Origin of the sequence: Sodalis sp. RH19 (assembly GCF_047324215.1) — a bacterium.
In the GTDB taxonomy this organism is placed as follows: domain Bacteria; phylum Pseudomonadota; class Gammaproteobacteria; order Enterobacterales; family Enterobacteriaceae; genus Acerihabitans.
In genome coordinates this window covers 4,572,277-4,596,339 of record NZ_CP178734.1, presented here as the reverse complement: position 1 = coordinate 4,596,339, position 24,063 = coordinate 4,572,277, and the positions used below count along the sequence as shown (strand labels likewise).

Here is a 24,063-nt window from a genome sequence, read left to right as displayed (position 1 = left end):
ATGATTTCAATTTCAGCGGTCGGCATGCTAAATGCCCTGGGTAACGATATGGCGGAGATCGCCGCCAATCTTACGCGCGGCGTGGCGCCGGGGATGAAACTGAGCCATGACTGGCTATTGCGGGGGCGTCCCTGCTGGCTGGGAGCGGTTACCGGCCCTCTGCCGCGGATACCCGCCCGGCTTCAGCGCCACGATAGCCGTAATAATCGCCTGCTGCTGGGGGCGCTGGCGCAAATCCGCGCCCAGGTGGACGACGCCGTGGCCGCCTTTGGCGCGGAGCGCGTGGCCATCGTGCTGGGCACCAGCACCTCGGGGCTGGATGAATGCGATCGGCAGGTTACCGCCGCCGCGCGCGGGGAAACATCGCCAGGATATTATTATCAGATGCAGGAATTAGGGGATCCGGCGCGTTTTCTCGCCGCGTTCCTGCAATTGGAGGGCCCGGCCTATACCTTATCCACCGCCTGCTCTTCCAGCGCGCGGGCGATTATCAGCGGACGCCGGCTGATTGAAACCGGCATGGCGGACGCGGCCATCGTCGGCGGCGCCGATAGCCTGAGCCGGATGCCGATCAACGGGTTCGACAGCCTGGAATCGTTATCCGCGGAACGCTGCCGGCCGTTCAGCGCCGAGCGCGACGGCATCAGCATCGGCGAAGGCGCGGCGCTGCTGCTGCTGACCCGGGCGCAGGGCGCCGTTGCCCTGCGGGGCATCGGCGAATCCTCCGACGCCTGGCATATGTCAGCGCCCCATCCCGAAGGCAGCGGCGCGATCCGCGCCATTGAAATGGCCCTGGCGGACGCCAATCTCGCGGCGTCGGATATCGGTTACATTAATCTACACGGTACCGCCACCCCGCTGAACGACCGCATCGAAGCGCTGGTGATTCACCGTCTGTTCGGTCAACAGGTTCCCTGCAGTTCAACCAAACACCTGACCGGCCATACGCTGGGCGCCGCCGGGGCAATCGAGGCGGCGCTCGGCTGGTTATTGCTGACCGACTCCCTGCCGCTGCCGCCGCAGGATTTCTCCGCCGCCACCCTCGATCCCGGCCTGGCGGAGTTCGGCCTGCTGACCGCGCCCGCCCGCCTGGCCCGGCGTTATATCATGTCCAACTCGTTCGCCTTCGGCGGCAATAATACCTGCCTTATTCTGGGCGATAACGAGGTAAGCCATGTTGCCTGAAACACCCGTCATGCCCGATGCCTTGCCCGCCGCGCACTATCTGCCGCACGACACGCCGATGGTGCTGATCGAACACGTCTGCGCTATCGACGATCTGCATGCCCGCTGCCGGGTCGCCGTCGGCCGCGAAGGCGTGCTGGGTCCCTTTCTGAATAGGCACGGCGATTTGCCCGCCTGGTACGCACTGGAGATGATGGCGCAAACCATCGGCGTCTGGTCCGGCTGGCATGGGCGGCAGCGCGGCGAGCCGCCCCGTCCCGGCCTGCTGTTGGGCGCGCGCGCCTTACACTGCGCCCGGCCGGTATTTCCCCATGGCAGCGAGCTGGATATCAGCATCAGCCTGTTGCTGCGGGATGAGCGTATCGGCAGCTTTGAATGCCGGATAGAGTGCGCCGGCGACACGCTTGCTTCCGGGCGGCTGAATACTTATCAGCCCGATGAAAATGAAATTAACCCATTATTACAGGAATAAGACGATGACACGCTCGGTATTGGTGACGGGAGCCAGTAAGGGAATAGGACGCGCGATAGCCTGCCAGCTGGCGCGGGACGGCTTTACGGCAATCGTTCACTATCATCATGACCGGGCAGGGGCGGAGGAAACGCTGCTGCGGATAACGGCGCAGGGCGGCCGGGGACGGATTATCGCCTTTGATGTCGCCGACCGCGACGCATGCCGTCAGGCGATAACGGCGGATATCGACCGGCACGGCGCGTATTACGGCGTGGTCAGCAATGCCGGCATGACCCGCGACGGCGCCTTCCCGGCGCTGGACGGCGAGGATTGGGACAGTGTAATGCATACCAATCTCGACAGTTTCTATAACGTGTTGCATCCCTGCATCATGCCGATGATCGGCCTGCGCGACGGCGGGCGCATCATCACCCTGTCCTCGGTATCCGGTCTCATCGGCAACCGGGGACAGGTCAACTACAGCGCGGCCAAGGCCGGCATTATCGGCGCCACCAAGGCGCTGGCGGTTGAGCTGGCGAAACGGCATATCACCGTTAACTGCATTGCGCCGGGGCTGATTGATACCGGCATGATCGACCTGGACGCGCGCGCCCTGGACCAGGCCATGGGCCTTATCCCGATGAAACGCATGGGGCAGGCGGATGAAGTGGCGGGACTTGCCGGCTACCTGATGTCGGACATGGCCGGTTATATCACACGCCAGGTCATCTCCATTAACGGAGGCATGCTATGAACCGCCGCGTGGTGATTACCGGCATGGGCGGCGTCACCGCCTTTGGCGAAAGCTGGCAGGCGGTGGCGCAAGGCCTTAAGCGCCTGGAAAACGCCGTGGTCGCCATGCCGCAGTGGCGCGAGTTCGACGGGTTGAATACCCTGCTGGCCGCCCCGCTGCCCGCCTTTGCGCTGCCCGAACATTATACCCGCAAGCGCATCCGCTCCATGGGCCGGGTATCGCTGCTGGCGACCCGGGCCACCGAACTGGCGCTGGAACAGGCGGGGCTGCTGAATGATGCCATCCTGACCGGCGGCGAAACAGGCATTGCCTACGGCTCGTCCACCGGCAGCACCAAACCCATCAGCGATTTCGCCACCATGCTGACGGAGAAACACACCCACAATATCACCGGCACCACCTATGTGCAGATGATGCCGCATACCACGGCGGTCAATGCCGGATTGTTCTTCGGCCTGCGCGGCCGGGTAATCCCCACCTCCAGCGCCTGCACCTCCGGCAGCCAGGCCATCGGGTATGCCTATGAAGCCATCAAGCATGGCTACCAAACGGTCATGGTGGCCGGCGGCGCCGAGGAGCTCTGTCCTTCCGAGGCGGCGGCCTTCGATACGCTGTTTGCCACCAGCCAGCTTAACGACGCGCCGAAGCTCACACCCGCCCCCTTTGATGTCAACCGGGACGGACTGGTCATTGGCGAAGGCGCGGGCACGCTGGTATTGGAAGCGCTGGATTTTGCCCGGGCCAGGGGCGCCACTATTTATGGCGAGCTGGTGGGGTTCGCCACCAACTGCGATGCCAGCCATATTACCCAGCCGCAGCAGTCCACCATGCAAATCTGTATGGCGCAGGCGCTGCAAAACGCCGGCGTGTCCAGCGGGGACATCGGCTATATCAGCGCGCACGGCACCGCCACGGAACGCGGCGACATTGCCGAGAGCCGCGCCACCGCCGCGCTATTCGGTAATACCACGCCGATATCCTCGCTGAAGAGCTATTTCGGCCACACGCTGGGGGCCTGCGGCGCGCTGGAAGCCTGGATGAGCCTGGAAATGATGCGCGAGGGCTGGTTTGCCCCAACGCTTAACCTGCGCCAGCCGGACCCGGAATGCGGCGATTTGGACTATATCACCGGCCAGCCCAGGCTCATCGACACCGGTTATATCCAGTCCAATAACTTTGCCTTCGGCGGTATTAATACTTCACTGATTATTAAACGCTGGGCACACTGACGCCGCCCGCGCGCTCATCCACCAAGCCGATGCCCGTTCCATTGATGCCGCCGGTCGCGGCATTGGCAAGAATATAGCCCCATAACACGGCCATGGCATGCAGTGAATCGCCAAATTTTTTAGAACCGGAACACGACAAATCCATACGGCCTATTTCCATGGCCAGAACGAGCAGCGACACGGCAAAACTTTTCTGCCCTTTGCAGCTGCTATCTATATGCCTCAGCATACCGATGCCCGGATGGTCATCACCCTTATTTATTATTTCACATGCCTTTTTCTTTGCGCGGCCATGAATTAAGTTCTGCGCTTTCGATTCAGCCAGCCGTATAACGGCAATCCCGATAAAATAAACCTTTTCTTCAACTGTCTGTTGTTTATCTCCCAGGGACGGCAAAGGGACCATAAGGTCGTTAATGATAAGGGTAGCTCTTGCCATTGACGGCTCATCAAGTAATGGTACGATAGCGCCCATCTTGGGGTGAGAACTGTTTGTGGCGCCAAAAGACCACTGTTGGTCGCCATGATGAAAATAATTGCCGACATAAGCCAGCATATCGGCCATGCGCTGCATTACGCGCCGGAAAAAAGGCTTGTGAACGGGCATATTAGTAGCGCTAGCATTTATAGATATTTGACTATTACTGATCGAGTTTACCTCGGATATAAGCGGTTGATTGGCCTCCTCAGCATAATCAAGGTAATCATTATTTATATCATGCCGTATATTGGTTGCCGAAAAATACCACATAACCTTCCTTGGTAACGATAAATTAAATATAAGCACCTTTTCCCGGCCCATTTAATGATAAACCAACGCGGTTGTACATGTACTTTTATGCAATGATAATTTGACGATCCTTGCTTAATATTGCTTAAACCAAACAAACCGGGACAGCAAGCGAACACCGGACGCCTATTTTTTAGGTTTTGCCGCGATCATCTCCACCTGAACGGAAGGATCCATGGCCTCCACCGCCTTTTGCAGCTCCGCCAGGGCGAATTTCAGGGAGGCGATCTCCTGCTGCAGCGCCCGCACTTCGAGCGAAGTGCGGTTGGCTTTGGGAAACGCGTCAAGCACGTCATGTTCATGAAACATGCGCACCTGACGGTTATCCAGGTTAACCATCTGATATTTCAGGCGGCCGCTGTTGATGGCGTTATAAACCGTCTTGCGGCTGACCATTGCTATCTCAATCACCTGGCTTATTCTTAACATCGCATTTCTCTGAAGGCGTAGGGAGATTCCGGCTTCATTCTAACGGGTAGTGATGGATTCAGTGAACAGTTTCGCGATGCCCTCCGGCGAGTTTCCGCCGATTTTGTTAACCTGCTCAATATCCCCCAGCAATGCAAACAGGGATTGGATAATGGCCACTTTTTCGCACGACGGATCGATGGCCATCAACACCACGACGGCCGGTTTTACCACCGCTTGTGGCTCATCGGTGCGATGGAACTCCACCCCCGCCTGGTTTACCGCGACGGCAACGCCGGTGGCGAGCACATGTTCAAACTCGGTATGGGGTATGGCGATACTGTGCGTCTCCATATCGATGCCGGTGGGATAAACCGCTTCCCGATCAAGCACGCCCTGGCGAAAGCTTGCTTTGACCAAGCCGTCCGCGTACAGGCTGTCCGCCATCAGGGTCAGCAGTTCATCCCGGCTTATCGGCTGGGTAATGGTGAAGACGCGCTCGGCGCTGAACATCATGATTATTCTCCCATCTCTGTGCCGGCGGCGCCCGTTTGCGCCGCCAACCGGTCCTCACGGAGGATTTTTTTGCGGTTCCATAGCGCCAGCAGCAGCGCCAAGAGGATCAGCACGCCGACGCCGATGGCCTTGAAATAGAACCCCTGGATAATGACCCAGGGCAGCATTGCGCCGGCATAATCAACGCTGCTGATACTGGTTGCGCCATGGGGTAACGAGAACCCGGTGCTGACGGCGGTACTGGTCACCAGCGGCGCCAGGCTGGTGCCGATTAACAGCGCCAGGCTCAGGGTGAGCAGGCCGGTGAGCAGGGTGCGGAACATATCGCCCCGGCATACGGCGGTCACCAGCACAAAGGCAAACGGCAGGCCCGTCAGCGAGGCGAACGGCAGAAACTGATTACCGGGGATAATCGCCGCCAGCACCAGCATAATCGGGATCATCAGCATCGACACCGACAGGGTAACCGGATGGCCGACGCTGACGGCGGAATCCAGCCCGATGGAAATTTTGCCGAACGAACCGGCCCGGGACTGCGCAATTTCCTGGATACGCTCGCTGATGGGATAGACCCCTTCCATCAACATCTTGGCCATGCGGGGGATAATGGTCATCACCGCGGCCATGGTGATGGCGGTTTGCAGGATGGCCTTCACATCAACCCCGGCGATAACGGCCAGGATGGCGCCGATAATCGCGCCCAGGCAGGCGGGATCGCCTAATATCGATAAGCGCTTTTGAATCACATCGGTATCGATTTTAATATCGCGCACGCCGGGGATACGATCGACTATCGCGTTAACCAGCCAGGCGGCGGGCACAAACGACGCGGAAAAACCATGCGGCACCGAGATACCCGGCAAATTGAGGTATTTTTCCACATCGGCGGTGGTGCGATCGGCTATCACCATGGTGACGATACAGTTCAGCCCGGCGGCCAGCACCCCCAGCCAGAGGTTACCGGTGATAATGGCCACCAGCGAGCCGGTAAACGCGTGATGCCACAGGTTCCAGATATCCACGTTCAGGATACGGGTGGTCTTGGTATAGAGCATCAGGACATTGATGGCGACGCACACCGGGATCACCAGCGCGCCGACCCGGGTACCCATGGCCACGGCGGCGGCGGCGGGCCATCCCATGTCCAATACCGTCAGGTTCAGGCCGAACCGCTCGACAATGGCATGGCTGACGGGCGTTAACGAATCAATCATCAGGTTAACGGTAATGCTTAATCCGATAAAACCGATCCCCACCATCAGCCCGGCTTTAATCGATTTGGCGATGGATAAACGCAGCAGCAATCCCAGCAAAATGAAGATCAGGGGCATCATGACCGAGGCCCCCATGCTCACGATATAATCGATAACAAACATGGTATTAACCCTCGGCGAGAATCAATTCTTTAACGCTGCTGAATACTTTGTCGGTCCCCATGCCGGTCAACAGGGGCAAAGCGTTAATGACCGGTACGGACACTTTCACCGGCGAGGTGGAAACGATAAAGTCCACATCGTCGCGGGTGGCGGCTTCCGCCACGGTACCCTGTGATATGCGCACCTTATCCAGCAAGTTTTCCCCCTGCAGGTAAGCTTCCAGTTTTTTCAGCGCCACGGTGCTGGTGGCAACGCCGGCGCCGCAGCAAATCATCATATGTTTCATAGTCAGTTCCCAGTCGAAGAAGTGGGATGATTAAAACATGTTAATGAATCGCTAAATGTGATCGATGTGTAATTTTACACACTGAGATGACAATATATTTTTAACTACACTATTATCCTTATATATGTTGTTGATATATAATTGTTTATATTATAAAAAACATTATGGCCGTGTGTTCCACTGTGTAACACCCACCAGCCGGGTTAAGCGGGTATCCACCGCTGCCCGCGGCCGGGGCCAAAAAACAGGCGCGGCAACGGGTTAAGCGATCGCTTGTCCGCCCTGATCGGGTAAAGTAAGAGCGGATATTCCCGGCAACGGTATAAGGACAGGGTTAATGACGGACAAAACATGCGTATTATTTGATTGTGACGGCACGCTGGTGGACAGCGAGATCTTGTGTTGCGAGGCCTATGTGCTCCTGTTCGCCCAATACGGCATTGCGCTGACGCTTACCGATGCCATCAGGGATTTCAAAGGCGTAAAACTCAATGACATCTTCGATCGTATGAGGGAACAGCACGGCCTGCGCCAGCGGGCGGATATCCTGGAAGCCGAGTACCGCGCGCATGTAGCCCGGCTGTTTGATGAGCGGCTGGTTGCCATCGAGGGCGTGCGCGAGCTTTTGCAGCGGATCGTCGTACCGATGGCGGTGGTGTCCAACGGTCCGGTCAGTAAAATGGAGCACTCGCTTGGCCTGACGTCGCTGCTGCCGTTTTTTGCGCAACGTCTGTTCAGCGGTTACGATGTGCAGCGCTGGAAGCCCGACCCGGCGGTGATCCATCATGCCGCCGCCCAGCTGGGGGTACCGGTGGCGCAATGCATTTTAGTCGAGGATTCGGTGTCCGGCGTCCAGGCGGGCATCGCCGCCGGCATGCCGGTATTTTACTATTGCGCCGATGCGCATAATCCGCCGATTGACCACCCGCTGGTCACCCGCTTTGATGATATGGGTCAGCTGCCGGCGTTATGGCGCGCGCGGGGATGGGCGTTGACCGGCGCACCGGAAGTATTGGTATGATCGGCCAGGATTATTATTCCTTCGGCGGACTGGCCTCGCCGCCGGCATCCGCGGCCTTATCTTTACCCGTGCCCGTCAGCAGCGTTTCCAGCGCGTCGCCGCCCACATGGCGGAAGTCCTGTCCCTTAACAAAATAGAAAATATATTCGCAGATATTCTGGCAGCGATCGCCGATACGCTCGATGGAGCGGGCGCAAAACAGCGCCGTCAGCACGCTGGGAATAGTGCGGGGATCTTCCATCATATAGGTCATCAGCTGACGGACGATACCCTCGTATTCCTGGTCGACTTTTTTATCCTCGCGATAAATCCGGATCGCCTCATCCAAATCCATGCGCGCAAAGGCGTCCAGCACGTCATGAAGCATCTGCACCGTATGGCGTCCAAGCGACTCCAGGCTGACCAGCATCTGCAAATGCTGCTGGGAGTATTTTTCCAGCGCGGTACGGCAGATTTTATCCGCGCCGTCGCCGATACGCTCCAGTTCGGATATGGTTTTGATGATCGATATCACCAGGCGTAAATCGCTGGCGGTAGGCTGGCGCTTGGCAATAATACGCACACAGGCCTCATCAATGGCCACCTCCATCGCATTCACCTTGACGTCCCCGGCGATGACCCGTTTGGCCAATTCTTCATCCTGGCTGTGCATCGCGCTGATGGCGTCGGTAAGCTGTTGCTCCACCAGGCCGCCCATCGCCATCACCTGGGTGCGTATGTGTTCCAGTTCGGCGTTAAACTGGCCGGAAATATGCTTATTGAGATTCAGGTTTTCCATGATATATCCCGTTATTAACCATAGCGGCCAGTAATATAATCTTCGGTTTGTTTGTTCTTCGGTGCGGTGAAAATGCTATCCGTATCGTTGAATTCAATTAACTCGCCGAGATACATAAATGCCGTGTGATCGGAGCAACGCGCCGCCTGCTGCATATTATGCGTCACTATCACCACGGTATAATCCGCTTTCAATTCTGAAATCAGCTCTTCGATACGTCCGGTCGAGATCGGATCCAGGGCTGAACAGGGCTCATCGAGCAACAGCACATCGGGGCGAATGGCAATGCCGCGCGCGATACATAAACGCTGCTGCTGGCCGCCGGACAGGCTATAACCGCTCTGGTGCAATTTGTCCTTGGTTTCGTTCCACAGCGCCGCTTTGGTCAGCGACCACTGCACGCGCTCCTCCATCTCGCTGCGCGACAGTTTCTCAAACAGGCGCACGCCGAACGCGATATTGTCATAAATAGACATCGGAAAGGGGGTCGGCTTCTGGAACACCATGCCGACCCGGGCGCGCAGCAGGGAAACATCGCGCTTATCGGTGAGGATATTGTCCCCGTCCAGCAGGATCTCCCCTTCGGCGCGCTGCTCCGGATAAAGCTGGTACATTTTATTAAAGCAACGCAACAGCGTGGATTTACCGCAGCCGGACGGGCCGATAAAAGCCGTCACCTGGTTACGGGCAATGTCCAGGCTGATATTTTTCAGCGCATGAAATTTACCGTAATAAAAATTCAGATCGCGAACCTGTACTTTGCTGTCGTTGGCGTTGTTGATCCCGCTCATGCAACACTCTCTCTTTCGATCAAAGACGCGTCGGCGCCTGACGCTTAATAGGTTTTTTTGGCGAAAATAATCCGCGCGATAATGTTCAGCAACAGCACGCACAGGGTAATCAGCAGCACGCCGGCCCAGGCCAGCTGTTGCCATTCGGCAAACGGGCTCATGGCGAATTTGAAAATCGTCACCGGCAGGTTGGCGATGGGCTGCATGAGATCGGTACTCCAGAACTGGTTGGAGAGCGAGGTAAACAGCAGCGGCGCCGTTTCGCCGGCAATGCGCGCCACCGCCAGCAATACGCCGGTGATGATGCCGGAAACCGAGGCCTTAAGCGTGATGGCGGAAATCATTTTCCATTTCGGCGTACCCAACGCATAGGCAGCCTCACGCAGCGTATCGGGCACCAGCCGCATCATGTTTTCCGTGGTACGGATAACAATCGGCACCTGCAGCAGCGCCAGGGCGATCACCCCGGCCCAGCCGGAGAAATGCTCCATTTTCGCCACCACCAGCGTATAGACAAACAAACCGATAACGATGGACGGCGCGGACAGCAGGATATCGTTAATAAAACGGATCACTTCCGCCAGCGCGGACTTACGCCCGTATTCCGCCAGGTAAATCCCCGCCATGATGCCCAGGGGCGTGCCGAAAACAGTGGCCCAGAGAATCAGCAATCCGCTGCCGGCCAGGGCATTGGCCAGCCCTCCGCCGGCGGTATTGGGCGGCGGCGTCATTTCGGTAAACAACGCCAGCGACATACCGTCAAAACCCCGGCTTACCGTGGTCAGCAAGATCCAGCATAACCAGAACAGGCCGAAGGCCATGGTGATCATGGATAATAACAGCGCCAGACGGTTCTTCTGCCGCCGCCAGGACTGCATTTTACGCCGCGCTTCCATTTGTGGCGCGGTATGGGTCATTTGGTGCTCGACGGTCGCCATTATTTGACCCCCTCGTTTTTCGCCAGGCGCATTATCATGAATTTGGAGCAGGCCAGCACGATAAAGGTAATCACAAACAGGATTAACCCCAGCTCCATCAGCGCGGCGGTATGCAGACCCGCCTGGGCTTCGGCGAACTCATTGGCCAGCGCCGAGGTAATGCTGTTGCCCGGGCTAAACAGGGAAATGCTGTCCAGCTGGTTGGTATTGCCGATGATAAAGGTCACCGCCATGGTTTCGCCCAGCGCCCGTCCCAGGCCCAGCATCACGCCGCCGATCACGCCGTTTTTGGTGAAGGGCAGCACGATACGCCAGATCACTTCCCAGGTGGTGCAGCCGATACCGTAGGCCGACTCCTTCATCAACACCGGCGTTTGCTCAAACACATCGCGCATCACGGCGGCAATATACGGGATGATCATGATAGCCAGGATAATACCGGCGGCCAGGATGCCGATACCAAACGCCGGCCCCGAAAACAGGACGCCGATAAAAGGGATGGTCGACATCACATCGCCCAGGGGCTGTTGAAAATACTGGGCGAACAGGGGAGCAAAAACAAACAACCCCCACATGCCGTAGACAATGCTTGGGATGGCCGCCAACAGCTCAATGGCGACGCCAAGGGGACGCTTCAACCAGTTGGGGGCAAGCTCGGTAAGGAACAGGGCGATGCCGAAGCTGACCGGAACGGCAATCAGCAACGCGATAAAAGAGGTCACCAGGGTGCCGTAGATAGGAACCAGCGCGCCGAATTTTTCACCGGGCGGATCCCACTCCTTGGTCCACAGGAACGCGAAGCCGAACTTTTCCATGCTCGGCCACGAAGCGACAATCAGCGAAACGATAATTCCGCCCAACATCAATAAGGTAATCAATGCGGCCAACCTGACCAACGTACCGAATATCAGGTCGCCTTGTTTACCGGGGGCATGCCGTGCCGGCGTATTGTCAGCCATAGAGTACTCTTTTTGTTGGTTCGTAATCCCTTCCCGTAAGGGAAGGGACGAAACACAAGGACTTAGTAGAGCGCTTTACCGTTACTGTCTTTGATATTGGCCTTCCAGGCGGCGCGGATCTGTTCGACCACGTCCTTTGGCAAGGTGGCGTAGTCAAGGGCGTTAGCCTGGTCGGCACCCTTGTTGTAGGCCCAATCGAAGAATTTCAGGGTTTCGCGGCCCTGCTCAGGCTTGGTTTGGGTAGTATGCAACATAATAAACGTGGTGGAGGTGATCGGCCAGGCATTGTTGCCCTTCTGGTTAGTCAGATCCTGGGCAAAAGATTGCTGCCAGTTGACGCCTTTCGCCGCCGCGCTGAAGTTATCCTGCGTCGGCATTACCGGCTTGCCGTCGGCGGAAATCAGCTTGGTGTAGGCCAGGTTGTTCTGCTTAGCGTAGGCGTACTCCACATAACCGATGGAACCCGGCAAACGCTGGACAAAGGCGGCGATGCCGTCATTGCCCTTGCCGCCCAGTCCGACCGGCCAGTTAACCGTGGAACCGGCGCCGATTTTTTCTTTCCAGGTCGCATTCACCTTGGACAGATAGCTGGTGAAGACAAACGACGTGCCGGAACCATCGGCGCGGCGTACCACGGCGATATTCTGATCAGGCAGCTTCAGGCCCGGGTTCAGCTTGGTGATGGCCGGGTCGTTCCATTTTTTGATGTTGCCCAGGTAAATTTCACCCAGGGTATGGCCGTCCAGGGTCAGTTCGCCGCTTTTGATTCCCGGTACGTTGATGGCCAGCACCACGCCGCCAATCACGGTCGGAAATTGGAATAAACCTTCTTTCTTCAGGTCGCCATCGCTTAAAGGAGCATCGGACGCGCCGAAATCAACGGTATTGGCGATAATCTGTTTAATGCCGCCGGAAGAACCGATGCCCTGGTAGTTAACCTTTACGCCGGTTTCTTTTTGATAGGTATCAGCCCATTTAGCATAAACCGGGGCGGGGAATGTGCCGCCGGCACCTGTCAGGTTGGCGGCAGCGAACGAAGAAATACTCGCCAGGGCGAACGTAGCTGCTACAACACTGGCAACGGTGGTATGCATCAGTCTCATAATCCCTCCTGTGGGATATTTAAAATCGGCCCATGGCCGTTTTCTTCAATTATTATAATTGCTGCAGGAGGGAAAATAGGACAATTAGGTTACAGATACATGTCGGTAATATGACATTTTTATGACACCGGGATGGGTACCTATTTTAATGGCATATTAGCCTTTTTTTTCAATCCCCGCCTCCGCAATCCGATCAATATCGCGCATAATGCCGGCGGCCGGCCGATGGTGCGCCAGTTCGCCGGCCATATACGCCATATAGGGCGCGATATGGGAAAAAATAGCTTTATAGCCGGGGCAAAGATGATTATGCCACTGGCCCCCGATGCGGTGAATACGGTGCTTAGGACAGCCGCCGTGACAGGCAAACCGATAGTCGCATGACAAACACGGCGTCGCCACATTGGCTTTTAGCTGGCCGAACTGGCGCTGTTTTTTCCCACCGGCCATGGCGGCCAGGTTCCCTGTCATCAGATTGCCCAGTCTATGCTCAGGGTAGACGAAATGATCGCAGCTATAGATATCGCCGTTCTGCTCGACGACCAGGCCCTGGCCGCAGGTGGGCTGCATCACGCACAGGCTTGGCATCACGCCGCACCAGGCGGCCAGCGCATTATCGAATAGCTGCACAAACACCGTGCCGACATCATGCCGTACCCAGTAGTCAAACAGGGTATTGATAAACGTGCCGTAGGCTTCGCCGCTCACCGACCATGGCGTCAGCGTTTTATCCGCCGTCGACCGGGGATAAATCAATTCCCCCCGCGCGGCTCCGGACAACCTTTGTTCCACGGCCGGGATAAATTGCACATACTGCGCGCCCAGCTCTTGCGTGATAAAAAGATATATTTCCAGCGGCGCCTGGGCGGTTTTATCGTTCACCACGCTCAATACGTTGTAATCTATATGATATTCCTTAAATATCCGGATGGCGTTGATCACGCTGTCAAATACCGGCCGGCCGCTGGCGGTATGGCGATAATGATTATGCAGCCTGGCGGTGCCGTCCACGGAAATACCCAGCAGGAAATGATTATCGGCAAGAAAACGGCCCCATTGATCGTTTATCAATACGCCGTTGGTTTGCATGCTGTTGGTAATCCTTTTTCCCCGTGCGTAACGCTGCTGATAGCGCAGCGCGGCGGCATAAAAGTCAATTCCGGCCAGGGTCGGCTCGCCGCCCTGCCAGGCAAACATGACCTCGTCGCCAGCGCTGGCGTCAATATACTGCTTAATAAATTCCCTGAGCACATCGTCGGCCATATGCTTCGACGCCGATGCTCCGGCGGGTAACAGGGTATTTTTTTTGTCCACATAAAAACAATAATCGCAGTGAATATTGCATTGATAACTGGTGGGTTTCGCCATCAGGGAAAACGGGCGTTTCATAACCGCGACTCCAAACAATATTGCGCGTCAAATACCATGCCGCACCGGCAGCGGCGGCAGTTAACCGGTAAATTCATCCGGCAACAGTCCCTGTAGCTTGAGCTCACTGCCATGGCGGATGGCGGTTTCCGTTTCGCAACCCGCGTATTCGGCAATTTCACGCCAGGTCCATTCATAGCCCGGCCATTGCCGGTATAAATAGTGAATGCCCAGTAATACCCGTTGCTGGGATTTATCGTAGGCCATGCTGGCCAGCCTTTTTTCCGCCTCGCCCAGATCACGCGCCAGCCGCATGAACAAATAGACATTCAGGCGCGGATAGCGGCATAAAAACCGCTGCGGCTGATAGGGGGTAATGCGCGTTACCGTAGCGGTGCGCTGCACGCGCGAGGAACAGTGGTAAAACGTATTACCGAACAGGCTGCGGTAGCCGAAAAAATCACCGGGGCCAAACAGGCGGATCAGGCACACCTTACCGTTCTCCAGCATATGGTACAGCCCCACCAATCCACTGTGCAGGTAATAAAAAGAGAGGGCCTCATCCTCCTGGGGATAAATGCGCGTTTGCTTCGGCAACTGATCCAGCCGGGTAAACATGGCGTGTTCGCTGCCGGACAATTCTGCGAATACGGCGCGGCCCTCGTCCCCATCCTCAGAATTTTTGTCTTTTTTCCTCAATTTTTACTCCCTTGGTCGGCAGGCCGGTATCATAATCCCTGACCACCGGCGAGACGTAATCATCCGGTTTAGGACGAAACGCGCCCAGCCATTGCTCATGCCTGTCGGGCCGCCACGGGCGCATGGCCCAGCGATAGCTGCGAAACGGATCGCGAATACTATCCATATAGTCTACTAAGCTATCATGCAATGCATTACGCCGTTCCGCATAGTCGTCCCGGCCAATCAGGTTTATCAGTTCCTCGGGATCGTTGCGCCGGTCATAGAGTTCATCATCGTCAAACAGATTAATCACCAGTTTTAAATCATTGGTGACCCAGGCGCGCATCGGGATAAAACCGCCGAAGCTGTCATGTTCTATTTCATAACGGTTAAATTCCACCATGACCGACCGCTCCCGTTCCCGCTCCGCCGACGACAGCATAGGCAGCAGGCTTTCGCCGTGCAGCGACGGCGGCACCGGGATACCGGCAATCGATAATAACGTCGGCAACAGGTCGATATGGCTCACCGGTGTATCAATCTCCCGCGCCGGCAGGCCGGGCCCGTGGATGATAAAGGGAATGCGGCAGATGTCGTCATAGCCTGCCGAGCCTTTGCTGATAAGTTGATGCGCTCCCATCATTTCACCGTGATCGGAGGTATACACTATCCAGGTATTTTCCCATTCGTCGGGGGTAAGGTGGTTCAGCACGCGTCCTATCTGGTCGTCGACAAAATCATTGCAGGCAAAATAAATCGGATGATGATAGGTGGCGCCATCCGTTACCGGCGACGGCATCGCCCTGGCCCACAAACGCTGGTGCATCGGTTTATCGCTGAGATCATCGGTTCCTTTTGCGCCCAGCGGGTAATGGAAATCGGCAAAACGGTCGAGATAACGCGGCGGGCAGGTAAAGGGATGATGCGGCTCATCGTAAGAAAGCACCAGCAGGAACGGTTTCTCGCGCCGCAGGCGCTGCTTATCGATAAAATGTATCGCGCGCTGGCTGATGCGATAGCCCCAGGTAAATTCATCATCAATCTGATGTTGTTCAAGTTCTTCCTTTGAATTCAGCCCGTTGCGCCATAAGCTGATTTTTTCTTCCGGCAGGTCATGCAGGTAATTAGCGCCATCGTACCAATATTCCGCCGCCCATTCCGGCGGACAGATGCCGGTGCCGAAATAGTCGTGGCCATCAAGATGCCATTTACCGATATAGGCGGTTTGCCAGCCGGCATCCTGAAAATAGTTGCCCAGGGTGCGCATATTCTTACCCGGCGCCAGATTATTGGTCCAGGGACCGCTTTGGTTGGAATACAGGCCGGTGAACAGGCCCGCGCGCGCCGGGGTGCACAGCGGCGCGGTGGTAAATGCCGAATTGAATTTGGCCCCGCGCCCGGCCAGCGCATCGATATGCTCGGTATGCAGGGGAAGGCCGGTATAGCACCCGACCATATTGGTGGCCTGCGTATCGGTCATGATAAAAATAATATTAGGTTGCATCAGGCGATTTCCTCCCGGGTTTTGGTTTTTCTCAAACCGGCGAATATCAGCCAGCCGGAAATGGCGACAACGGTTATGCCCGCGATCCAGCATAACCAGAGGCTGTGCCAGCCACCGAAGCGGGCGAGAAAGGCATAAATAAATATCATCGCCGCAATAACGCCGACGGAGGCGATTTTTACCGACCGCCACGGCGACATATCCACCGCCAGGGAATCATGGAAGACAAACGGGGTGGCGCGCGGCGCAAGTTTACCGATAACCAGCATCACCAACGCGTTCAGGCAAAACGTTATCGCCAGCACATACAGGAAATGAATAGGGAAATGGAAAACGTAATTGATCAGGATATAGCTGACGATACCTAACAGCAGCGCCAGCTTGGCCGCCATGGCCGGGATACGCGGGAAAAAGAACCCCATGATGATAATGGTGACCAGGGGAACGTTGTACACCCCGTTAAGCTGCTTCATCCAGCTGTATAATCCTTCGGGGGCATTGGCAATGCCGGGGGCTACCACCACCGACACCAGCGCCAGGATCAGGGCGAAATAACGCCCCACCAACACCTGTTTTTTGGACGTGGCGTCAGGATTGATAATACGGCTGTAGATACCCATGCTGAATAAGGTGCTGGCGCTGTTTAAAAACCCGTTGAACACGCTGATAATGGCGCCGAACAGCACGGCGCCGAAAAAACCGACCAGGGGCGCGGGCAGGATCTGGTTGACCAGCACCGGGTAGGCCATATCCGCCTTGGGCAGCCCTTGATACAGGTGATAGGCGATAACGCCGGGCAGGACCAGGATTATCGGGTCGAGCATTTTCAGCAGCGCCGTCAGCAGCGCGCCTTTTTGCCCTTCGGCCAGGTTCTTGGCGGCCAGGGTACGCTGGACGATGCCCTGGTTGGTACACCAGTAAAAGGTATTCACCAGCACCAGGCCGGTCAAGGCGGCGCCGATGGGCACCGGGTCATGGGCGCCACCGATGGAGTTGAGGCGCTCGGCATGATCCGCCGTCAGTGTATTCAGGCCGGCGATAACACTGCCGCCGCCAAGCGCCATCAGCCCGAAAAACGGCACCATCAGCCCGCCAATCACCAGGCCGATGCCATTGACGACATCGGCGACGGCAATCGCGCGCAGTCCGCCGATAACCGCGTACAGGGTGCCTATCGCGCCAAGGGCTATCACCATGACTATCGTCGCGCTGCCCTGGCTCAGCCCGGTAAGGTCGCTGAAATGAAACAGGCTGTTGAGCGCCAGCGAGCCGGAGTAGAGTACTATGGGCAGAAAACAGACGCCGGTGGCGATTAAAAAACAGCAGTCCACCATAATACGCGTGGTTTTGTCGTAGCGTTCTTCGATAAAATCCGGAATGGTAATAATGCCCCGCTGCAAATAACGCGGTAAAAACACCAGCGCCAGCAGGACCAGGGGAATAGCTGAAATCACCTCCCATGCCATCACCGACATGCCGAATTTATAGGCCTGTCCGCTCAGGCCGACCAATTGTTCCGTTGAAAGATTGGTCAGCATCAGCGATGCGGCAATTATTGGCGCTTTAAGGGAACGACCGGCCAGGAAATAGCCCTGCTGGGTATGGGTATCGTTTTTCCTTACTTTCCACCAGGTAACAATAGCGACAAGGCACGTAAAAAATACAAAAGAAAATATCTGTAGGCTATTCATAAATCGCACCTTTTAGTTATAAAAATATCAGCATAGATGTGACCCTTCCAATAAAATCAGAATAGTGGGCGGTCGATTAATGAGAGAAATGCGCAGCTTAAGCCGTTACGATTATTCCGTTCGGTACAGGCAAGCGGCGAGCGGAACCATGCCGCACGTCAGGCGGCATTTCCCGCGGTAAAAACCCAGGAGAAAGTCGTCGCAGGCCAGACAAGCCGGTAATAGTGTATTGTTGACATGACAGATGTTTTACACTTTTCAGCACCCTATTTTTATGACCGTTGTCATAAGCCGGCATGACCCCGCTCACATAATCATTATTGTTATATTCCGGGTGGGAACAAGAAGTTTCTCGTAAATAACCATGCGTAAATTAATTAAGCTTATTTGAATTACGCATTTGCAATATCAATATAAGGAAAAGGATTTATTGGGGTGTGATCGGGCAAAAAAAAATCCGCTGGGGCTTTGCCATCCCCACCGGATCCGATTAACGCTGTGTCGGTTTTTGCGATCACTTTGCAAGCGGCGGCTTAGGTGCCGCCGCAGACGCGGGGTTACTCCACCGTCACCGATTTTGCCAGATTACGCGGCTGGTCGACATCCGTGCCTTTGATCAGCGCAATATGATACGCCAGCAGCTGCAACGGCACCGTGTAGAATATCGGCGCCACAATCTCTTCTACGTGCGGCAGCGGGATGATTTTCATATTTTCGCTGTCGGTAAAACCGGCGTTCTCTTCGGCAAAGACATATAACAGGCCGCCGCGGGCGCGCACTTCCTCGATGTTCGACTTGAGTTTTTCCAGCAATTCATTATTGGGGGCAATAACGATTACCGGCATATCGGCGTCGATCAGCGCCAGCGGGCCGTGTTTCAGCTCGCCCGCCGCATAGGCTTCGGCGTGGATATACGAAATTTCCTTGAGCTTCAGCGCGCCTTCCATGGCGATGGGGTAAAGCTCGCCGCGCCCGAGAAACAGGGCGTGATGTTTATCAGAGAACCCTTCCGCCAGCTGTTCAATCGGCTTATCCAGCGCCAGCATTTGCTCGATACGGGCCGGCAGGGCCTGCAGCGCATGCACAATCTGCTGCTCGACCTGGCTATCCATGCCCTTCAGGCGGCCCAGGCGCGCCACCAGCATCAGCAATACCGTTAACTGGGTGGTGAAGGCCTTGGTGGAAGCCACGCCGATTTCCGTCCCGGCGCGGGTCATCAGCGCCAGATCGGATTCGCGCACCAGCGAGGAGCCGGCCACGTTACACACCGCCAGCGAGCCGAGGTAGCCCAGGGTTTTGGTCAGGCGCAGGGCCGCCAGGGTATCGGCGGTTTCGCCGGATTGCGACAGGGTAATGATCAGGCTGCCCGGCCGCACGGCGGATTTGCGATAGCGGAACTCGGAGGCGATTTCCACATCGCAGGGCACGCCGGCCAGCGCCTCGAACCAGTATTTCGATACCATGGCCGAATGGTAGGAGGTGCCGCAGGCGATGATTTGCACATGCTGTACCTGCTCCAGCAAACGATCGCCGGCCTCGCCCAGTTCGGATAAGGTGATCTGGCCGTGTAAAAAACGGCCCGCCAGGGTGTTTTTAATCGCCTGCGGCTGTTCAAAAATCTCTTTTTGCATGTAGTGGCGATAGATGCCCTTATCGCCGGCGTCGTATTTTACCTGGGACTCAATCTCCGCCCGTTGCACCGGGTTGCCGCGCGTATCCCATACGCGCACCGTGCGGCGGGTAATTTCGGCGATATCGCCCTCTTCCAGGAACATAAACCGGCGGGTGACCGGCAGCAGCGCCAGCTGATCGGACGCCAGGAAGTTTTCGCCCACGCCCAGGCCAATCACCAGCGGACTACCGGATCGCGCCGCCACCAGCACGCTGGGGTCCTTGCTGTCCATGATAACTGTGCCATAGGCGCCTCGCAGGTGCGGGATCACGCGCAGGATCACTTCAGCCAGCGTGCCGCCGCCCTGGCGCTGTTCCCAATGCACCAGGTGGGCGATAACCTCGGTATCGGTTTCGGACGCGAATACATAGCCGCGCTCCACCAGCAGTTTACGCAGCGGTTCATGGTTTTCGATGATACCGTTATGCACCACCACGATATGCCCGGAGACATGGGGATGGGCATTATTCTCCGAGGGTTCCCCGTGGGTGGCCCAACGGGTATGGGCGATGCCCGTGCCGCCGGTCAGCGGATGCTCCGCCGCCGCCTGCGACAACGCGGCAACCTTGCCGACCCGGCGCAGCCGTTGCAAATGCCCCTCGTTATCCACCACCGCCAGGCCGGCGGAATCATACCCACGATACTCTAGCCGGCGTAATCCCTCTAACAGGATTTCGGCAATATCACGCTGCGCAACCGCGCCTACTATTCCACACATCAGTGTTATTCCTAAATGAACGGCATGCTCCGCCGTATCGATGTCTTTGACCTGACAGAGACCGGTTTTTCCGGTTTCCCCGAGCCTGTAGAACTGGGGATTATTATGTTTTGTCAGCCACTCTCGTGAAAATGGCTGACAAAACCATGATAACGGGCATGATGGGCAAGATCGTAAAGACGCCCTATCTCTCATCCCGGCGCCAGGCTTTACTCTCATTGCGCATCATACCCGCGGCAAGCTCATGCCCAGATTGGACAAACCGCGCGTAATACTATTAACGATGCTTTTTAACCGGCCGTTGCCAGCCGGTGATATGCACCTGCCGCACCCGGCTAAGCACCAGTTCGTTTTCCGCCACGCTGCGCGTAACTGTGGTGCCGGCGCCGATGGTGGCGCCGTTGCCTATGGTAACCGGCGCCACCAGTTGGGTATCCGAGCCGACAAAGACATCATCGCCGATCACGGTCTGGTGTTTATTGGCGCCGTCATAATTGCAGGTAATGGTGCCGGCGCCGATATTCACACCGGCGCCAATTTCCGCATCACCCAGGTAGCTCAGGTGCCCGGCCTTGGATCCGCGCCCCAGGCGCGCTTTTTTCATCTCGACAAAATTGCCGACATGGGCGCCCTCTTCCAGCTCCGCCCCGGGCCGCAGCCGAGCGAACGGCCCGACGGTACAGTCCGCACGCAGCCGGGCTTGATCCATGACCGTGTAGGGGCTGACCACCACGTTATCGCCGATGTCGCAGTCTTTTAATACGCAGCCGGTACCGATAACCACATTATTGCCCAAGGATACCCGGCCCTCGATAATGACATTGGTATCAATGGTCACATCGCGGCCGTGCGTCAGCTCGCCGCGCAAATCAAAGCGCGCCGGGTCGAGCAGCATGACCCCGGCCAACAGCAGATTCTCGGCCTGCTGGCGCTGAAAAACCCGTTCAAGGGTTGCCAGCTGCAAACGATTATTCACGCCCTCCACTTCGCTTAGGCGATCGGGGTTAACGGTATTGATACGCCGGCCCTCGCCCCAGGCCAGGGCGATAATATCGGTAAGGTAATACTCTCCCTGGGCGTTATTGGTGGTCAGCCGGCTTAACCAGCGCTTCAGGTCGGCGCCGTTGGCCACCAGGATGCCGGTATTGATTTCGCGGATGCCCCGCTGCGCCTCGTCGGCGTCTTTGTGCTCGACGATACCGCATACCCGGCCGTTTTCCCGCACGATGCGGCCATAGCCGGTGGGATCGTCCAGGGTAACGGTCAGCAGGCCGATACCGCCCTCGGGCTTGGCGGCCACCAGGCGCTCAAGGGTTGACGGCGCTATCAACGGCACATCGCCGTACAGCATCAGGATATCTTCATCATCCTGGAAAAACGGCGCCGCCTGCTGCATGGCATGGCCGGTGCCGCGCTGTTCGGCCTGCAATACCCAGCTCAGTTCCGGACCAGGGCCGGCCAACGCCTGCCGCAGTCGCTCGCCGCCGTGGCCGTAAACCAAATGGATACGCGCCGCGCCCAGGGCGGCGGCGGCGTCAATAACATGCCTGACCAGCGGTTTGCCAGCCAACGGATGCAAGACCTTGGGCAGATCGGAATACATGCGGGTGCCCTTGCCGGCGGCAAGGATCACTACGCTCATCAATCGATTCGACATAACCATCCTGATGAACCTGATTCAATAGACGAAAGTAAACCCGTTCAGAGAAGGGATTACCACATATTTTGGGCCGAAAAACACATTATGGCCGCATAATGACGTAAGCCGGGATCATTTTACCCGGTTTAGGACGCAATGCGGAAATAGTGGGCGTTTCGGGGCCAATTACCGCAGGTACAGGCTGGAATTAGCGGTTTAGGTAGGCGAAGAAGGTGAAACTTATTTCAGATCGAAAAATAAGAGCGTCAAGTTGTGACACTCTATGCGTGGAAGAGAATGAATTCCAATAAAAAAGCCAGTCACAAAGGACTGGCTTTTTAATCACACTAGCTTGATTACATTGCTTTTCTGGTCAATTCAATGACCCGCAGCTTGGCGATGGCCCTGGACAGTTCGGCCGAGGCCTGAGCATAATCCACGTCACCATGTGAATTATTGATATGCTCTTCCGCCATGCGCTTGGATTCCATTGCGCGCGCTTCATCAAGATCTTTGCCACGAATGGCGGTATCGGCCAAAACGGTAACGATGTCCGGTTGCACCTCGAGGATGCCCCCCGACAGGTAGATATACTCTTCTTCGTTATGTTCTTTGACGATACGCACCATACCGGGCTTAATGGCAGTGAGCAGCGGGGCATGGCCGGGAAAAATCCCCAGTTCGCCTTCGCTTCCCGTCACCTGGATTTTTTCCACCAGCCCGGAAAACATTTTCTGTTCCGCGCTGACGACATCCAGATGGTAAGTATTTGCAGCCATATCACCCTCCTATCACAGCGTTACAGTTTCTTGCCTTTTTCCACTGCTTCATCAATGGAACCGACCATATAGAACGCCTGCTCGGGCAGGTGATCGTATTCACCGTCCATGATGCCTTTAAAGCCGCGGATAGTGTCTTTCAGGGAAACATATTTACCCGGCGAACCGGTGAACACTTCGGCGACGAAGAACGGTTGCGACAAGAAACGCTGGATCTTACGTGCGCGGGACACCACCAGTTTGTCATCTTCTGACAGTTCGTCCATACCCAGGATGGCGATAATATCTTTCAGCTCCTGATAACGCTGAAGGATGGACTGCACGCCACGGGCCACGTCGTAGTGTTCCTGGCCGACAACCAACGGATCCAGCTGACGGCTGGTGGAGTCGAGCGGGTCAACCGCCGGGTAGATACCCAGTGAGGCGATTTGACGGCTCAATACCACGGTGGCGTCAAGGTGGGCGAAGGTGGTCGCCGGCGACGGGTCGGTTAAGTCATCCGCAGGCACATATACCGCCTGTACCGAGGTGATGGAACCGGTTTTGGTGGAGGTGATGCGTTCTTGCAGCACGCCCATTTCTTCCGCCAGCGTCGGCTGGTAGCCTACCGCTGAAGGCATACGGCCCAGCAGCGCGGATACTTCGGTCCCGGCCAGGGTATAACGATAAATGTTATCGATAAACAGCAGGACGTCGCGGCCTTCATCACGGAATTTTTCCGCCATGGTCAGCCCGGTCAGCGCCACGCGCAGACGGTTTCCCGGCGGCTCGTTCATCTGGCCGTACACCAGGGATACTTTGTCGATAACGTTCGAATCGGTCATTTCGTGGTAGAAGTCGTTCCCTTCGCGGGTACGTTCGCCCACGCCGGCAAACACCGAATAACCGGAATGCTCGATGGCGATATTACGGATAAGCTCCATCATGTTGACGGTTTTACCAACGCCGGCGCCGCCGAACAGGCCGACTTTACCGCCTTTGGCAAACGGGCACATCAGGTCGATAACCTTGATGCCGGTTTCCAGCAGTTCCTGCGAACTGGACAAATCTTCATAGCTCGGCGCCGGACGATGGATGGACCAACGTTCTTCCTCGCCGATCTCGCCTTTCATATCGACCGGTTCGCCCAGCACGTTCATGATGCGGCCCAGCGTGGCTTTACCCACCGGCACTTCGATCGAACGTTCCAGGTTGGTCACTTTCAGGCCGCGACGCAGACCGTCGGACGAGCCCATGGCGATGCAACGGACAACGCCGCCGCCTAACTGCTGTTCTACTTCCAGCACCAATTTGGCGGCGCCGTTTTCCACTTCAAGGGCGTTGTACACCTTAGGTACAGCATCCTGCGGGAACTCGACGTCAACCACGGCGCCGATAACCTGGATAACATTTCCAGTAGCCATCTTGAATCCTCTACGTAATT

Annotated in this window: 23 protein-coding genes; 5 read left to right on the top strand and 18 right to left on the bottom strand. The window is 56.6% G+C overall.

The window, feature by feature from the left end; genetic code table 11:
• Genes ACL2XF_RS20700 through ACL2XF_RS20685 form a run of 4 tightly spaced genes read left to right on the top strand, consistent with a single transcriptional unit; the run spans position 1 to position 3,622 of the window.
• Entirely contained in the window at positions 1–1,185 is a 1,185-nt protein-coding gene (locus ACL2XF_RS20700; RefSeq protein WP_413721756.1) for a beta-ketoacyl-[acyl-carrier-protein] synthase family protein, read from the top strand.
• 10 nt (positions 1,186–1,195) lie between these two features.
• Positions 1,196–1,657: a 3-hydroxy-fatty acyl-ACP dehydratase gene (locus ACL2XF_RS20695; RefSeq protein WP_413723519.1), complete on the top strand. Its 462-nt coding sequence runs from the start codon at positions 1,196–1,198 to the stop codon at positions 1,655–1,657.
• 4 nt (positions 1,658–1,661) lie between these two features.
• The gene (locus ACL2XF_RS20690; protein ID WP_410012862.1) at positions 1,662–2,393 is read left to right on the top strand and encodes a 3-ketoacyl-ACP reductase FabG2; all 732 of its coding nucleotides are present in this window, start codon (positions 1,662–1,664) and stop codon (positions 2,391–2,393) included.
• Positions 2,390–3,622 (top strand): beta-ketoacyl-ACP synthase, encoded by a 1,233-nt coding sequence (locus tag ACL2XF_RS20685; RefSeq protein ID WP_410012861.1) that lies wholly within the window; start codon positions 2,390–2,392, stop codon positions 3,620–3,622. Before ACL2XF_RS20690 ends, ACL2XF_RS20685 begins: the two co-directional genes overlap by 4 nt.
• Here the strand turns inward: ACL2XF_RS20685 and ACL2XF_RS20680 are convergent.
• The 5 genes from ACL2XF_RS20680 to ACL2XF_RS20660 form a co-directional block, all read right to left on the bottom strand.
• Positions 3,603–4,373 (bottom strand): hypothetical protein, encoded by a 771-nt coding sequence (locus ACL2XF_RS20680; RefSeq protein ID WP_413727448.1) that lies wholly within the window; start codon positions 4,371–4,373, stop codon positions 3,603–3,605. The two genes, ACL2XF_RS20685 and ACL2XF_RS20680, sit on opposite strands and share 20 nt — an antisense overlap.
• Positions 4,374–4,538: 165 nt before the next feature.
• Positions 4,539–4,823 (bottom strand): DNA-binding protein, encoded by a 285-nt coding sequence (locus ACL2XF_RS20675; protein WP_413721759.1) that lies wholly within the window; start codon positions 4,821–4,823, stop codon positions 4,539–4,541.
• 57 nt (positions 4,824–4,880) lie between these two features.
• Positions 4,881–5,336 carry a PTS sugar transporter subunit IIA gene (locus ACL2XF_RS20670; protein ID WP_413727447.1) on the bottom strand — a complete coding sequence of 152 codons (456 nt, stop codon included), beginning with the start codon at positions 5,334–5,336 and terminating at the stop codon, positions 4,881–4,883.
• Positions 5,337–5,338: 2 nt separating this feature from the next.
• Positions 5,339–6,712 carry a PTS galactitol transporter subunit IIC gene (locus ACL2XF_RS20665; RefSeq protein WP_410012857.1) on the bottom strand — a complete coding sequence of 458 codons (1,374 nt, stop codon included), beginning with the start codon at positions 6,710–6,712 and terminating at the stop codon, positions 5,339–5,341.
• Positions 6,713–6,716: 4 nt separating this feature from the next.
• Entirely contained in the window at positions 6,717–6,998 is a 282-nt protein-coding gene (locus tag ACL2XF_RS20660; RefSeq protein WP_410012856.1) for a PTS sugar transporter subunit IIB, read from the bottom strand.
• A gap of 337 nt (positions 6,999–7,335) precedes the next feature.
• Here ACL2XF_RS20660 and yieH point away from each other — a divergent pair, with 337 nt between their 5' ends.
• Positions 7,336–8,019 (top strand): 6-phosphogluconate phosphatase, encoded by a 684-nt coding sequence (gene yieH, locus ACL2XF_RS20655; protein ID WP_413721760.1) that lies wholly within the window; start codon positions 7,336–7,338, stop codon positions 8,017–8,019.
• Positions 8,020–8,032: 13 nt separating this feature from the next.
• Here the strand turns inward: yieH and phoU are convergent, their stop codons facing one another.
• The 13 genes from phoU to atpD form a co-directional block, all read right to left on the bottom strand.
• The gene (gene phoU / locus ACL2XF_RS20650) at positions 8,033–8,797 is read right to left on the bottom strand and encodes a phosphate signaling complex protein PhoU (RefSeq protein ID WP_410012854.1); all 765 of its coding nucleotides are present in this window, start codon (positions 8,795–8,797) and stop codon (positions 8,033–8,035) included.
• 14 nt (positions 8,798–8,811) lie between these two features.
• Entirely contained in the window at positions 8,812–9,588 is a 777-nt protein-coding gene (pstB, locus tag ACL2XF_RS20645) for a phosphate ABC transporter ATP-binding protein PstB (protein ID WP_410012853.1), read from the bottom strand.
• 44 nt (positions 9,589–9,632) lie between these two features.
• On the bottom strand, positions 9,633–10,526 hold the full coding sequence (pstA, locus tag ACL2XF_RS20640; protein ID WP_410012852.1) for a phosphate ABC transporter permease PstA: 894 nt from the start codon (positions 10,524–10,526) through the stop codon (positions 9,633–9,635).
• The gene (gene pstC, locus ACL2XF_RS20635; RefSeq protein ID WP_410012851.1) at positions 10,526–11,485 is read right to left on the bottom strand and encodes a phosphate ABC transporter permease PstC; all 960 of its coding nucleotides are present in this window, start codon (positions 11,483–11,485) and stop codon (positions 10,526–10,528) included. The genes pstA and pstC overlap by 1 nt, the downstream gene beginning before the upstream one ends.
• Positions 11,486–11,547: 62 nt before the next feature.
• Entirely contained in the window at positions 11,548–12,588 is a 1,041-nt protein-coding gene (gene pstS / locus ACL2XF_RS20630; protein ID WP_410012850.1) for a phosphate ABC transporter substrate-binding protein PstS, read from the bottom strand.
• Positions 12,589–12,744: 156 nt separating this feature from the next.
• Positions 12,745–13,977 carry an anaerobic sulfatase maturase gene (locus ACL2XF_RS20625; RefSeq protein WP_413727446.1) on the bottom strand — a complete coding sequence of 411 codons (1,233 nt, stop codon included), beginning with the start codon at positions 13,975–13,977 and terminating at the stop codon, positions 12,745–12,747.
• A gap of 60 nt (positions 13,978–14,037) precedes the next feature.
• The gene (locus ACL2XF_RS20620; RefSeq protein ID WP_410012848.1) at positions 14,038–14,655 is read right to left on the bottom strand and encodes a Crp/Fnr family transcriptional regulator; all 618 of its coding nucleotides are present in this window, start codon (positions 14,653–14,655) and stop codon (positions 14,038–14,040) included.
• Positions 14,630–16,144 (bottom strand): sulfatase-like hydrolase/transferase, encoded by a 1,515-nt coding sequence (locus ACL2XF_RS20615; RefSeq protein ID WP_413728841.1) that lies wholly within the window; start codon positions 16,142–16,144, stop codon positions 14,630–14,632. Before ACL2XF_RS20615 ends, ACL2XF_RS20620 begins: the two co-directional genes overlap by 26 nt.
• A complete protein-coding gene (locus ACL2XF_RS20610; protein WP_413727445.1) occupies positions 16,141–17,832 on the bottom strand; it encodes a solute:sodium symporter family transporter in 1,692 nt (563 codons plus the stop codon). Before ACL2XF_RS20610 ends, ACL2XF_RS20615 begins: the two co-directional genes overlap by 4 nt.
• Before the next feature lie 557 nt (positions 17,833–18,389).
• Positions 18,390–20,222 (bottom strand): glutamine--fructose-6-phosphate transaminase (isomerizing), encoded by a 1,833-nt coding sequence (glmS, locus tag ACL2XF_RS20605; RefSeq protein WP_410012846.1) that lies wholly within the window; start codon positions 20,220–20,222, stop codon positions 18,390–18,392.
• Positions 20,223–20,499: 277 nt separating this feature from the next.
• Positions 20,500–21,879 carry a bifunctional UDP-N-acetylglucosamine diphosphorylase/glucosamine-1-phosphate N-acetyltransferase GlmU gene (gene glmU, locus ACL2XF_RS20600; protein WP_413727444.1) on the bottom strand — a complete coding sequence of 460 codons (1,380 nt, stop codon included), beginning with the start codon at positions 21,877–21,879 and terminating at the stop codon, positions 20,500–20,502.
• A gap of 338 nt (positions 21,880–22,217) precedes the next feature.
• Positions 22,218–22,640, bottom strand: a complete 423-nt coding sequence (locus ACL2XF_RS20595) for a F0F1 ATP synthase subunit epsilon (protein WP_410012844.1) — start codon at positions 22,638–22,640, stop codon at positions 22,218–22,220.
• A gap of 20 nt (positions 22,641–22,660) precedes the next feature.
• Positions 22,661–24,043 (bottom strand): F0F1 ATP synthase subunit beta, encoded by a 1,383-nt coding sequence (gene atpD, locus ACL2XF_RS20590; RefSeq protein ID WP_410012843.1) that lies wholly within the window; start codon positions 24,041–24,043, stop codon positions 22,661–22,663.
• Between the last annotated feature and the right edge of the window lie 20 nt (positions 24,044–24,063).